This is a genomic window from Flavobacterium sp. 140616W15, assembly GCF_003668995.1.
In the GTDB taxonomy this organism is placed as follows: domain Bacteria; phylum Bacteroidota; class Bacteroidia; order Flavobacteriales; family Flavobacteriaceae; genus Flavobacterium.
Window position 1 is genome coordinate 323514 of record NZ_CP033068.1, and the last position, 13577, is coordinate 337090.

The following is a 13577-nucleotide window of genomic DNA, read 5'->3' on the forward strand; positions in this document are numbered from 1 at the left end:
AGTTAAAAATCCTTAAGCACTATATTTTTTACAGAAATATTTATTTTGAAATCTACACTTATAAGTTCGCCCTCTGAAATATATGGGAAGACATTTTTTTCTAAAATTTGGATTACCTTTTTTTTGTCAATCTTAGTAAGTATGTTTTTATTGACAAAAACAGTTTCTATATTTTCATTGCCAACGTCGATAGTTTCAAAGCCATTCGGAACTAATAATTCAAATGATTTTGAAAGTCCAATTTTACCTTGAATTGAATTTTTTGCAAGAACAAGAATGTCTTGAAAAGGAGGAAGCTTTATTTCTTCAAAACTAAGATTAATGGTGTATGTTTTGTTTAAGTCGTTCATATTGTGAGTGGTAAAAAAAATAAGCAGAGAGACAAATATACATTTAAATTTTCATCTTTAAATAAGCCAATCTAAAGCAATACTATTCACTTCAGATTTTTCTTATTTTGAGTATTTGGATTTAATGTAGTGTTATATTCCTTAGCCGAAATTTTATATTATTGAGATTGATGTTTTCTTTAAATGCGCGTTGGCTTATTAGATAAATATAGTGTTTTAATGTAGTTTTTTTACGACGTATATGAAAAAATGAATGAGTTTTAGGATTAAAATAATAACGAATAAATAATAATCTATGTATTTGTTTGGTTTTTAATGATTTATTGCTGGTTTTTAGAAGGATAAATTATGTTAAATATAAATCTTGCATTATGAATTAATGAAGTTTGTACATAAAAAGAGAACAGAAACATATTAATTATCAAATCATGGAAGAACTAAATTTTACTTAAATTGAAATAAATGATTCGATATTTAATAAATATAACCATTCTTATAAGAGCTTGATAATTTATTGTTGCGATATAACCATAGTGTATGGTTAGAAACTGTATAAAAAAAATGCTTAAGAATTTAATTCTTTATAAACAGCCCCCATAATTTTTAATCCTTCAGTAAGTTCCTCCTTGTTTAGAGAACCATAACCAAGTCTTAAGGAATTAGAAGATTGGTTGTTTACATAAAAACTTCCTGGAGGTACAATTTGAACTCCTTTTTGCTCAAGTAGCGCAATATATTGGATGAGGTCTATCGGCTCATTAAATTTTACCCAAAAAGCGAGTCCTCCTGTTGGTTTATTAAAACTAATGGCACTTCCAAAATTTTCATGTAAACAAGATTCCATTAAATCACGCCTTTCTTTGTATATAGCTACTACTTTGCGAGCATGTCTTTTTATGGTTCCGTCTTCCATTAATTCAGCTATAGCATGTTCAAGAATAGTATCTCCTTGACGATCAATTTGCACACGCAGGTTTACTAGAGATTCCATAAAGGTTGCAGGACCTGTAACGTAACCCACACGTATTGCAGGTGCTATGAGTTTACTTAACGAACTAATATATATGACATTAGCTGATTTTTCATTACTGGCTAATGCGAGTTTGTTTCCTGCACCAAAATGATATTCGTGGTCATAATCATCTTCGATTATAGCAAAATGATATTTTAAGGATAATTCTAGTAATTGTATTCTTCGTCCCGCTTTCATAGTAATTGTAGTAGGGAATTGGTGGTGAGGAGTGACATATACTGCTTTGATTCTTGTCTTGCCACATAATGCTTCAAGTTCCTCAATATTAATTCCATCATTATCTATTTCGACTGTTTTTAAAATAGCTCCTGTTTCTCGAAATATCTTTTGAACGGCATAATAAGAGGGATTTTCGACTACCACAGTATCGCCAGATTTAATAAGAACCTTGGCAACAAGATATATCGCCATCTGACTTCCTCTGGTTACACATATCGTTTCTGGGTTTACATTAAGGCCTCTATCTCTCGAAAGCATTAGTGAGAGCATTTCTCGGAGTTTATGATCTCCTTTTTCACTGCTATAACCAAGTAATCCCCATTTTCCTTTGCGTTGAAAGATACGTTTGTATGCTCTCGATAATTCTTTAAGCGGGACCAGTCGGGTATCTGGAGCACCTTCATTAAAAACAATGCGGCTTCCTTCAAGTGCACGGTCGGTAAGATAAAAAGGATTGTAATGTATGTGTTCAAAAGTGGCCGCTTTTTTTTGAACTGCAGGTTGCTGTTTTTCTATTAATGGTAAATTCTCGGATACAAATGTTCCAGATTTGTATTTACTCTCTAACCATCCTTCCTCGATGAGGGCTTCGTAAGCAAAAACAACAGTTTTTCTATTTACTCCAATATCCTCAGCTAAAATTCTGGTGCCCGGTAATGGTGCTCCTCTTTCAAGCCTTCCTTTAATAATTTCTTTTCGAATTACGTTGGTTATTTGTTCTACCAAAGTTTGATCGGAATTAAACGAAATATTGAAAATTGTTTTCCAGGGTCTTAACATTGGTGTTTTTATTTTATTAGAATATCCTTTTGGATTCAAATTTAGCCATTTTATAGTGACTTACTTTATCTGGACCTATTTGTTTGTAAAAACTGGATTAATTAAACACTCCTGTAATGCAAGACATTTGCCCTTTTATAAATCATTAATTAAAATTATTAAATTATGAAACACATTGAAATTGCTACATTAGATCATTTGGATGAATTTGCTGAATTATTCAATAGTTATCGCGTTTTTTATAGACAGCCGTCTAATGTCGAGATAGGGAAAGTTTTTCTTAAAGAACGAATCAGTAACAATGAAACAACTACTTTTTTAATTAAAGCCGATGGTAAATTTGTAGGATTTGCCCAATTATATTCATTATATCACTACAAGGCATTACAACGACAATGGCTGTTAAGTGATTTATTTGTTGCTCCCGATTTTAGAGGACGAGGTTTTTCTAAGGACTTAATTGATAGATGCAAGCAATTTTGTGATGAAACGGATGCTTGCGGTTTGTTATTAGAAACAGAAAAGACAAACGAAATAGGTAATATTTTATATCCTAAATGTGGTTTCGAACTAGATCAGGATCATAATTATTACAATTGGTGGAAGAATGCTTAATAAGCTTAAATGAAATAATCGAGATAAATTGTAGATTAAAAGAGCTGTTCAAATTATATTGAACAGCTCTTTTGACTTTGAATTGATTTGAGGTTTTATTTATAACGTTTAGATTATTTTGTTGCCTGTTGATTATCTTTCATAAACTTCTGGAAGTTTTCTTCAGAGGTAAAATAAGCGACATTGCCTTCTTCGTTTAAGGAGACAATATATGCCGAGGCTTTATCGATTTTTTCTCCTGTAAACGGGTCAGTTGCTTTACGAACATTTTCGTCGGTTGGGATACGTTCTACGCACATTGCACAACATCCGTAGTACATTTTTCCATCAAAGGGAACTTCCATTTGCTTTTTTTCCATGTGTTTGTCATTGACCATGCATACCTCATCGGTAGGAACATGTTTTGCAATGTTAGGAATATCTTGTTTTACCGGTACTTCTTGAGGAGTGTGGGCTACAGTTTGTTCTTTGGTTTCTTTGTCTTTGCAAGAAATTAATACTGCTGCAATTGCGGCTATAATTAGGTATTTGCTATATGTTTTCATTGTTTTATTTTTTAATTTTTGTTCCTTCTACTATTTCTTCAGTTGCTTTTAGGAGTATGTTATCGTCTTCATTTAATTCGCCAAATACTTCTATTTTGTCCATTAATGGGCGTCCTTTTGAAACGGGGATGTTTTTGGTTACTCCGTTTTCGATGCGAATTACATACATGCCGATATTACTTTCGACTAAGGCTGTTTTTGGAATGAAAAATGTTGCTTCTTTTGCTTGCAACGGAATCATTGCTTCAACTACCATTAATGGTTTTAGCTCTGGATATACTTTCATTAAATCGGCTTCGATGCGTTCAGAACGAAGTTTGAAATCTAATACTCCTGATTTTCGAGATATTTTTGCCATATACTTTTTTTGAGGTATCGAACTTACTTTGAAATGTATCGAATCTCCCAAGTTCAAATAAGCTGTATTTGCCTCAGGAACTGATAAGGAAACTCTTAATTTCTTATTATCCTGAAGTACCAATAAGGGCTTGTCAGAACCTTTTCCCATTGGACCAACATACGAACCTAAGTCGATGTTTCTTTCGGCAACGATTCCGCTAAACGGCGCTCGAATTACCAAGTAGTCATTCATAATTTGTATTTCCTGATAAGCTGATTTGGCTGCTTCTAGTTGCGCTTGGTCGGCTAGTTTTCTTGCTGTAATCTGGTCTAAAGCATCTTTGGCAATGGCGCCTTTTGTTTCATTGGCTTTAAACATGCGGTCGTAATTGGATTTTGTCGCAATGTATATTGCTTCCTGTGCTTTCCACTTTGATTTTGCAGATGCTAATTGTGCCTGAATCTCTGGCGCTTCGAGTACAAGAATAACTTGTCCTTTGGTCACTACTGAGCCAATATCTACGGGAAGTTTCTTAACATAACTGTTTACTTTAGCATAAATAGCCGTTTCCTGATCTGAGACTAATTCTCCGGCTAGTTTTAATGGTACTAGTGGATTGCTTTTTTTGATGGCTATTGTTTCAAAATTTGGCATCATCATCATTGGCATCGCGTCTGTTTTTTCGGCCTTTTTAGTTTCTGAATTGCAGGATGCAAATACAATTCCGATAAGGATATAATAGATTAGTTTCATATGTAGATAATTTATTTTTCTGATGTTATATAATGTGTACTGTTTTCGTCCTCAGGATCTAATGATGGGGATTGAGTAGATGCTTTGCCTTGTATCCATACGAATACTAATGGCAGTAAAAGCAATACACTAAATGAGGATGCGATTAATCCACCTATTACGGCTCTTCCTAATGGGGCAACCTGATCGCCACCTTCGCCATGTCCTATAGCCATAGGCAACATTCCCGCTATCATTGCCAGCGATGTCATGATAATAGGACGAATACGTAATGATGCTGCCTGAATGGCCGCCGTTAATGCATTTCCGTTTTGCAGGCGCAAGGTTTCGGCATTACTTATTAATAATACGGCATTGGCAATAGAAACTCCTACGGACATAATGATTCCCATGTATGATTGTAGGTTTAATGTTGAACCTGTTACCTTCATTAATAACAACGAACCTAAGATTACAAACGGAACGGTTGTTAGAATTACAAACGAAACTTTGAACGATTGGTAATTGGCTGCCAACATCAAGAAGATAACCATAATAGCAATTAATAATCCTAATGCCAGACTGCTCATGGTTTCATCTAGTACAGGAACCATTCCTGAGATTTGAATATTTACTCCTTTTGGTAATTCTCCCAATGATGCAATCGCTGCTTGTACATCTTTTTGTGCACGGCCTAAATCGGCATTATGAATATTTGCCGTAACAGGTGTGTAACCCATTGTTCCTAGATTGTAACTTTCTCCCAAAACTTTTGTTGGAGTTATGGTAGCTACATCGCCAAGAACTGGTCGATCGGAGTTTTTTCCTAACGGTACATTAAGCAATTCGTCTTTGCTGTTTAATATATTTTGAGGCGTTTGCACTTGCACATCGTAAGCAATTCCCATCATTCCACCTACCCACATATTTTTGCTTGTATAGCGTGAAGATGCTGTAATTGGCACTAATGAACGAGCAATGTCTTGTGCATCGATTCCTAATTGTGCAGCTCTTAATCTGTCGATATTAATTTCGAAAGCAGGATAGCTCAACGATTGCGGAATTTGCTGGTCTCTTAAATAGTCAATTTCTTTTAGTTTTGCCAATAATTTATTGGCATACATGATGTTCATTTTTTTCATCATTCCAGAAAAGCGAACTTCAATAGGCGTATTGGTTCCTTGGCTAAGAATCTTTTCTGTAAGTTCTATCGGTTCGAAAGAAAAATGCAATTCAGGCATTTTTGTTTTCATATGATGACGGATTTTTTCTTTTAAATCATTGGTGTTTCCGTCAAAATCTTTTAATGCAATTTGCATCAACGCTTCGTGTGGTCCTGCATTGTATAGGTAAATTGGACTTACCGCAAATGACGATGGGTGCTGACCGATAAATACCGAAGAAATTGCAATATGGTCTTTACCAATTACAGTTTCTAACTCACGTAATACCTGTTTGATTTTTAGCTCCGTTTTTTCGATTCGAGTTCCTTCAGGCGCTTTTATACGTACCTGAAACTGACTTGAATTTACGGTTGGTAATACATCTTTTCCTGTATTACTGTACATTACAAAAATACCTAAGGCCACTACAACAAAACTGGCAATTAAAATCGTTTTGCGTTTCTCCATTATAGATTGTAAGAACGTTACAAAACGATTTTTAAATCTATCGAATTTATCTTCTTTGTGTTCGTGATCTTCTTCTTTGGCTTTCATTAACCAGTTTGCCATTACGGGAACAAAGGTTTGTGATAGGAGGAATGATAAAATCATTGAAAATCCTATAGCAAGTGCCAATGGCATGAATAATGAACCTGGAATTCCTGTCATCATAAATGCTGGAGCAAATACTGCCAAAATGCAAAGCAGAATCAATAATTTAGGAAAAGCAATTTCACGACAAGCATCTAAAATGGCTTTGGCTTTTGTCTTGCCCATTGCAAGATGCTGGTGAATGTTTTCTATCGTAACTGTACTTTCGTCAACCAAGATTCCTATGGCTAGAGCCAATCCTGATAAGGACATAATATTGATACTTTGTCCAAATAATTTCAGGAATAATACGCCTGAGATAATAGAAATTGGAATCGTTAGTACCACAATTAAAGCGGCTCTTTTATCACGTAAGAATAGCAATACCATTAATCCGGTTAATAAAGCACCTAATACGCCTTCGAGAATTAAACTTTTTACGGCATTGATCACATATACCGATTGGTCAAATTCATAAGAAATAGTAACATCATCCGGTAAATTATTCTGAATCATTGGGATGGCTTTCTTTAAATTTCTTACCACGTCCCAAGTCGATGCATTACCCGATTTTGCAATATTGATATATACCGAGCGTGCTCCGTTAATCAAAGCATAACCTGTTGTAATATCAGCACCATCTTTTACAGTTGCCACATCGCGAATATAAACGTTATCGACTGCACCTTTAAAAATTGGAATATTTCCAAAATCGGCAACTTCTTTAATTGTATTGTTCGTCGGCGTTAAATAATTAATATCATCAATGTATATATTTCCTGAAGGTGAAGTAATATTATTGCGGCTAATAGCCTCTACAATTTGCTCAGGAGTTAGTTGATGGGTACGTAATTTATTCGGGTCGATGTTTATTTCGATTGTTCTTGGGCTTCCGCCAAAGGGAGGTGCGGTGGTTAATCCAGGAATTTTAATCAAAAATGGTCGAGCCGTAAAGTTGGCAATATCCTGTAACTCGTTATTGGTTTTTGAATTACTCTTGAAAACCAATTGTCCAACAGGTTGCGACGATGCATCAAATCTTATGATGAATGGAGGCGGAGCACCCGGCGGCAAAAATACCTGAGAACGGTTAGAAAGGGCATTGATTTCAGCAATAGCCTGACCCATATCTGTACCTTCATAAAAGTTTATTTTCATTAGCGTAAGTCCTTGAGTATTCTTGGTTTCGATGCTTTCGATTCCGCTTGTAAACAACATCATGTTTACGTACATCTTTGTAAAATAGCCTTCCATTTGTTGCGGTGTATAGCCATTAAAAGAATGGGCAATATACACGACAGGAAGATTCATATCTGGCAGAATATCTACCTTTATATCTTTAGTAGCTTTAATTCCGAAGAATAAAAGCCCTAGCACCATCACCATAATCGAGATGGGCTTGCGCAAGGCAAAACGTATTAAATTCATAATTTATGCTTTAGTAAATGGCGTTTAATAAAATAGACAGATCCCCTTTGGCAGCAGCTTTAATCCATAAGGCTTGCCAGATGTTGTTTTGTGCTATTTCATAGTCTATTTCGGCTCTGTTGAGCGTATAGAAAGATTGTGTCAGATCTACAATAGTCGTTAATCCGTTATTGTATAATGCAGTATGTTGTTGGTAAGCTTCTGTAGCAGCTTTTACTTGTGTTTTGGTTTCTTCAAAATTTTCAAATGCATTTTTTAATTTGTCATCTGCCAATTTTTGTTGCGCCACAAGTTCTTGATTCATATACTCATATTCCTTTTGCAAGGATTGTGTGATGAATTTTTGCTCTTTCTTTTTGGATGACTGACGGTATATATTCATCAGATTCCAACTGATACCAATACCCACAAGATAATTGCTGCGGTCTATGCCAACTCCATCTGAGTAAGATTTAGAAAAAGCCGAATTGTCTTGTACATAATTCCAATCGAAGCCTGAGCCACGACCTTGTATTACACCAAAGGACGAAATAGTAGGAAGCCCCAGTGCCGATTGTAGTTTTTCTTGTTGTACGCTTTTTTGAACCGCACTGTTTTGCCATTCCAAAATAGGATGTTTGCTAGTTTCTAATGAAGATTCAAGAAGTAGCATAGGAGTTTTGTTGGTAAAAAGGCTATCGAGTTCGTACTTACGATATTCTTCGCCCATCATAACAGCCAGCGCTTTGGAGTAATCGAGTTCCATATCATAGGCTTTTATTACTGCCGATTTAGCATTGGCAACTTCGGCTTTAGCCAAAGAAAAATCGACCTCTGGAATCAAACCGCTATTCGAACGGCTCTCGGTAGTTGTAGCGACAACTGCAGCACGTTCCAGGTTTTTGTCCTGCACAAACTTTACGCGTTGTGCGGCTAAGAGGTTCAAATAAGCAGCACCAACTTTTACCTGATGTTGGAATTTTAGTTGATCCAAGTCTTTTTGAGCAACAGTTTCATCGGCTTTGGCTATGGAAACCTGACTTTTTATTTTACCAAACGTAAATAGATTCCAATTGATGTTTGCCAAGTAAAGGGAGCCAAAAGCGGCATTCCAGTTTTGCTCCTGCAAAGGCATAGAAGTCGATGCAACACCCAAACCACCAAACCCATACATAGGTCCGTTTTGAGCGTTGATAGTTCCATAACTCTGTTGTGCCATCAAGGTAAAATCAGGCAAATATTGACTTTTTTGGTGTATTACATTTTCTCTTGAAGCAAGTACCATTGCTTCTTTGGCTTTTATTTTTTCAAAATTCTGAACAGAACGTTCAAGAGCATTTGGTAAAGTTACGGTCTGCGCCAAAAGATTTCCAGAGGCTAAACCGAAGAATACCAATGCAAAGAATTGCATTTTCATACATTATATATTTAAAATTAAACAATAGAAGTCCCGTGCTATTCTTTAGAAATAGCACAGTGTATCAATTGAATAAAATCAAATTCGGTACACGCAATAATAGATGTAGAGTAGGGTATTCCTAATAGGAATTGTCGTAAAGACGTATGAAAAACTATCAGTTTTTAGCTGTGGAAGTTCATAACCAAAGACCACTTTAAAGAAATGGAAAGGCAAGGCAACGCCCAAGTATTTTAAAGAAGAATGATTATCAGAAGAGGCTTTTTGAGCCTTCTCTGTTATTTTTAATAATTTAGTTTCATGCTTACAGCAATCCTTAAGTATTTTTCCGTCTTTTCGATCGCATTTGGTGCAAGGTTGTCCTTCTTTATTGTTTGTAAAAAAGTAAGTTTCTTGTTGAACTCCCTTACAGATATGAGTATTCTTGGTAAAGCCGGATGACAATACCAAGTAAAAAAAGGCGAGGAATAAGATTAATGCTTTTTTCATATCAGAGAACAAAGGTTGCTATCTTATTGTAAATGGTTGTTGCATAATTTTGGTAGTTATTTGTAAGATTTACAAAATTTCATTTTACCGTTGAGTTTTTTACCATTAAGAGATTAAGGGAAATTAAGTTTTAATTGGAACGAGGATTTAAAAATTTACTGCAAAGTGCGCAGTCCCGATAGCTATCGGGGTACGCAAAGGTTCGCAAAGTTTCTCCACGATATTGTCATTCTGAGCGGAGTCGAAGAATCACACGCAGGACGCTATAATCTGTGGTAGAAAATTTAACCGCAAAGAGTGCAGTCCCGATAGCTATCGGGATACACAAAGAGCGCAAAGTTTCTCCACGATATTGTCACCCTGAGGAACGAAGGGTCTCCGCGAGTAACTCGATAATAATAGGACAAGTTTGTGAGAACATGGAGCATATACTCTATATGTCTGTTTTTCACAATAAAGGAGTTAAGAAAATGTAAGTTTAGCGTAATGAAACTTAATCACTCAAGGATTAGATTTTATTTTGAGATTATCGTTCCAAATAGGTGCTGAGAAAAGTACTTAAGTCAACTCGATGAATTTGTTGAGGTATATTAAGTACAGGTTTTCTAACTAAAGATTCATTGGTTAAATAATAATGTAACCCATCTTCGGTTGCGATACCTTCAATTTGATGGAATGGCAATGCAATATTGATTCTTCGTTTATTGCCTGAGAGAAAATCATTGTTTTTATAATCATACAAAAGATATAAAAATGGTTTCCCAATTTTTGAATAACCAGAAAGGACTATCAGTTTCTTAGAAGGCACATAAGTCGCACCAGTTACCAATCCTTTTACATCGAGGGTTTCTTTTAGTTGCGCAATATGATTTCCGGGTGTATTGGGTAAAGCATAAATGCTGGTTTTAGTTTGTTTCCATTGTTTGGTAAACAAATAAATACTGTCGTTTGTAACGATAAAAGCTTCGCAATCAAAGTTGGTTTTGTTTGGGTTTTTCTTGGTAAAATTGGTTTGATTGGAATAGGTAAACGAAATGGTATCGATAACAGGTTTTCCTGCCAGAAACGATTCTTTTTCGATTTTAAGGATATGCAAATTGCTTCTGTTTCCTGTATAATTATTTCCAAAATCGCCGATGTATATATGTGTGCTGTCTTGTGAGATTTCTTCCCAGTCGGTATTAATTACTCCCTCCAGTACGATTTTCTTTCTAATCTCTCCTTGATGATTTAGCCCATAAATGGTTTTGTCATGGTCATCATTATGTGTCCATAACAACGAATCGAAAGCTATTAATCCCGAGGTTTCTTTTATAGAATCACTTATTTTATTAGAATACTCTGGTTTTATTTTTACTGATTTGTATACACAGCTTCCATCATTCTCAGTAGCTTTTGGATTGTAGTTTTTAGACAACGGATCGGTACAACCTAAGATTTGTCCATAAGTTGATGTAATGCATAAAAAGAAAAGCAAAAGGGCTTTTTTCATTGGGATGAATTATGATTATCAAAAGTAAAGGAATATTTTTTGATTGTTGGTGTTCTGAAATCTTTCGTATAAAAAAACTACAACTTTTTGGGTTGTAGTTTTATGAGTGTTGTAGTTTTATTTTAAAATTAATGGAACTATATTGGATTTTATTTCTTTGTCATATAATTTATATCCCATTTGTTTTAGGCTATCGAGAGTTTTTGAACTCAAAAACTTAGTAGCTAGTTCTTTTTCTTTCTTTGGATAATTGATCGCGATTTTTAGTTCTTTTTCATTTTTGTAATTTTCTAATTCCCAAGTACAATCCGTAGAAATTTTTATGTACAAATTCATCGGTACTCTAATCTTTAGGCTTTTGCTAGATTTTAATAAAATTAAATCTTTTACAGCAATAGTTTTTCTCTTTTTTCTCCATAATTCATCAACTTTATCTAATTCCTTGTCGAATTCAGAGTTGCAATTTTCTGAATACCAATGTCTTTCTTCGTTTCTGGAATTATAACCAATCTTAAAAATAAAAAAGAGTCTACGTTCGTCACTGGAAATAATATATCTCCATTTTTCACTATCAGATAAATTTATTATTGGTAAATAATAATTAGATGTTGTATGATTTGTGATTTCTAAATTAATAAAAGAATTATCTACAATAGATTTATCTAATATTTTAAATTCAATCGTATTATTCATTTTTTTTTGTGAAGTACAAGAAGTTATTATTAATAAAAATAAAATGATTTTTTTCATGCGATTTTAAATTTTTAACTTGTTGTCTAAACTAATTACTGTTTTTTTATTGAATTGTACTAACTTTCGAATTAAATCCTTTTTGTTTTCTGGTTACATTTATAGAATCAGGAGATTTTGTATTGATTTAGTTCTTTGTTTTTTCAATGGCTTAAGGATGTGTCGGTATCTTTAAACTAACCATTGAAAAGCGGAGAGAAGCGAACGTTGCTGAGACGTCTCAATCTATTCATTATTCTCAGTTCTTGTTTTATCATATGTCTTATAGATTTTATCTCTGTTTTTATTCGCTCCGATTAAGAATAAAAAACCAAGGATTATAATAAATAGAATTATCAAAAAGCCTCCTTTTTTGTCTTTTTTAAGATCTTGTTTTAAAAAACGCATTGGTTTGATAAACAAATAATAGTTAATTACATGAATAATTAACATTATGAATATGGTTTTCAGTTTGTCATTTGATAAAAAAGATGGAGCTTGGTTTTCTTGAAAAAAATATAAGAATCCAAATATTGTAATTAAAATTACATACAAAATTAAAGAACTTATAAAAGATGTAGTAATCAGAGCTCTTTCATGGCCTTTTTTTGGTGAATCTCTATAATGCCAATACACACGATATAAAAAATAATAATAAGCTTTCATAAATTTAATGTTTAAAAGGTACTGGAAATAATGGGGTTTGAGGGGAACAAGAATTATAAATTACTTTTCCTAAAAAGTGTTTCCATGTACTAAAAAAATGAGAGATATTTTTTTAATGTATTTATATGCTTGCTGTTTCTTTTGAGATTTGTCAAACGTAAGGAGGTAGATTGTGAGTATTCTAAGGTTTTGTTAAGTTGTAAAAAATAGTATTTTATTAATTAAACAACTAAAACAGCATTTTCTATTTTAGTTGTCTAGTTAGCCCTAAAATTCAATTCGTAAACCTATTTGATTTGTACTTGCTAATAAGGTTGTTTTAGGAGCAGGACTATAATTTTCTACCAAGCCGTCATTGTATTTTGCAAGAGCTGATTTGATTTTTTTAGGGTAACCAATTTTAATAGGGATAGAAGCAACAATCAAAGCTCCACCAATAATGGCTGCAGTCATATTTGTTCGTTCAGATTTTACCGAAGGGTTATATCCATTTCCAGGATAAGATGTAGAACTATTATCTGTATTCATACCGATAATTAAGTTCGTTGCCACAAGACCTATTCCTCCATAAAAAAGAACATTTCCCCATGTTTTTTTGCTTCTTCCTGCATTATAAAGGCTTAGTGCTTCACTATTATTAGCTAAAAGTTGTCGAACTTCATCGGATGATAATCTTTTGTTTTCTGCATTATAAACGGTTCCTCCACTTTTATAAGTAAGCTGTTGCGAAAAGGCTGTTAATGATAATGTTAAAAAAAGACAGGTAATAATTTGTTTCATGAGTTTTTTGTTTGTTATTGGTTTTGTAAATATTTTATTGTTGTGGTTATGATTTTTTTTTTGTGCTATCATTATGTTGATATCTTTATAAAGATACTTTCAAGAGGAATTTCGGTTTTTGTATCACTGATTCAACCAATGATTAAGGGAATTATTGTAGTATATATTAACCTGTTTTCATACTTAACTTTCCTTTGGTTTTATTTTCTTACTATTTAGATGATAGCGA

The 13577-nt window shown here is 33.8% G+C and carries 11 protein-coding genes; 1 reads left to right on the forward strand and 10 read right to left on the reverse strand.

From position 1 onward, the window contains the following. Nucleotides 1-2: 2 nt before the first annotated feature. Nucleotides 3-350, reverse strand: a complete 348-nt coding sequence (locus tag EAG11_RS01445; protein ID WP_129537551.1) for a hypothetical protein — start codon at nucleotides 348-350, stop codon at nucleotides 3-5. A 565-nt stretch (nucleotides 351-915) separates the two neighbouring features. Then, nucleotides 916-2421: a PLP-dependent aminotransferase family protein gene (locus tag EAG11_RS01450; RefSeq protein WP_129537552.1), complete on the reverse strand. Its 1506-nt coding sequence runs from the start codon at nucleotides 2419-2421 to the stop codon at nucleotides 916-918. A gap of 126 nt (nucleotides 2422-2547) precedes the next feature. Here EAG11_RS01450 and EAG11_RS01455 point away from each other — a divergent pair, with 126 nt between their 5' ends. Continuing rightward, nucleotides 2548-2997 (forward strand): GNAT family N-acetyltransferase, encoded by a 450-nt coding sequence (locus EAG11_RS01455; protein WP_129537553.1) that lies wholly within the window; start codon nucleotides 2548-2550, stop codon nucleotides 2995-2997. Between the two features lie 113 nt (nucleotides 2998-3110). Here the strand turns inward: EAG11_RS01455 and EAG11_RS01460 are convergent, their stop codons facing one another. The 8 genes from EAG11_RS01460 to EAG11_RS01495 form a co-directional block, all read right to left on the reverse strand. After that, nucleotides 3111-3542 (reverse strand): hypothetical protein, encoded by a 432-nt coding sequence (locus EAG11_RS01460; RefSeq protein ID WP_129537554.1) that lies wholly within the window; start codon nucleotides 3540-3542, stop codon nucleotides 3111-3113. 4 nt (nucleotides 3543-3546) lie between these two features. Further along, nucleotides 3547-4635: an efflux RND transporter periplasmic adaptor subunit gene (locus tag EAG11_RS01465; protein ID WP_129537555.1), complete on the reverse strand. Its 1089-nt coding sequence runs from the start codon at nucleotides 4633-4635 to the stop codon at nucleotides 3547-3549. A gap of 11 nt (nucleotides 4636-4646) precedes the next feature. Next, nucleotides 4647-7796, reverse strand: a complete 3150-nt coding sequence (locus EAG11_RS01470; protein WP_129537556.1) for an efflux RND transporter permease subunit — start codon at nucleotides 7794-7796, stop codon at nucleotides 4647-4649. A gap of 10 nt (nucleotides 7797-7806) precedes the next feature. Next, nucleotides 7807-9192 (reverse strand): TolC family protein, encoded by a 1386-nt coding sequence (locus tag EAG11_RS01475; RefSeq protein ID WP_129537557.1) that lies wholly within the window; start codon nucleotides 9190-9192, stop codon nucleotides 7807-7809. 1015 nt (nucleotides 9193-10207) lie between these two features. Next, nucleotides 10208-11173 (reverse strand): T9SS C-terminal target domain-containing protein, encoded by a 966-nt coding sequence (locus tag EAG11_RS01480; RefSeq protein ID WP_129537558.1) that lies wholly within the window; start codon nucleotides 11171-11173, stop codon nucleotides 10208-10210. Nucleotides 11174-11290: 117 nt separating this feature from the next. Next, nucleotides 11291-11923, reverse strand: a complete 633-nt coding sequence (locus tag EAG11_RS01485; RefSeq protein WP_129537559.1) for a hypothetical protein — start codon at nucleotides 11921-11923, stop codon at nucleotides 11291-11293. A 225-nt stretch (nucleotides 11924-12148) separates the two neighbouring features. Continuing rightward, on the reverse strand, nucleotides 12149-12568 hold the full coding sequence (locus EAG11_RS01490; RefSeq protein ID WP_129537560.1) for a hypothetical protein: 420 nt from the start codon (nucleotides 12566-12568) through the stop codon (nucleotides 12149-12151). Between the two features lie 267 nt (nucleotides 12569-12835). Beyond that, complete coding sequence (locus EAG11_RS01495; RefSeq protein ID WP_129537561.1) at nucleotides 12836-13348, reverse strand: hypothetical protein; 513 nt, start codon at nucleotides 13346-13348, stop codon at nucleotides 12836-12838. Nucleotides 13349-13577: the final 229 nt, after the last annotated feature.

Coding starts and splice junctions, on each gene's coding strand:
- EAG11_RS01445 (WP_129537551.1), bottom strand. CDS start 350: ATGAACGACTTAAACAAAACATACACCATTAATCTTAGTTTTGAAGAA.
- EAG11_RS01455 (WP_129537553.1), top strand. CDS start 2,548: ATGAAACACATTGAAATTGCTACATTAGATCATTTGGATGAATTTGCT.
- EAG11_RS01460 (WP_129537554.1), bottom strand. CDS start 3,542: ATGAAAACATATAGCAAATACCTAATTATAGCCGCAATTGCAGCAGTA.
- EAG11_RS01465 (WP_129537555.1), bottom strand. CDS start 4,635: ATGAAACTAATCTATTATATCCTTATCGGAATTGTATTTGCATCCTGC.
- EAG11_RS01470 (WP_129537556.1), bottom strand. CDS start 7,796: ATGAATTTAATACGTTTTGCCTTGCGCAAGCCCATCTCGATTATGGTG.
- EAG11_RS01475 (WP_129537557.1), bottom strand. CDS start 9,192: ATGAAAATGCAATTCTTTGCATTGGTATTCTTCGGTTTAGCCTCTGGA.
- EAG11_RS01480 (WP_129537558.1), bottom strand. CDS start 11,173: ATGAAAAAAGCCCTTTTGCTTTTCTTTTTATGCATTACATCAACTTAT.
- EAG11_RS01485 (WP_129537559.1), bottom strand. CDS start 11,923: ATGAAAAAAATCATTTTATTTTTATTAATAATAACTTCTTGTACTTCA.
- EAG11_RS01490 (WP_129537560.1), bottom strand. CDS start 12,568: ATGAAAGCTTATTATTATTTTTTATATCGTGTGTATTGGCATTATAGA.
- EAG11_RS01495 (WP_129537561.1), bottom strand. CDS start 13,348: ATGAAACAAATTATTACCTGTCTTTTTTTAACATTATCATTAACAGCC.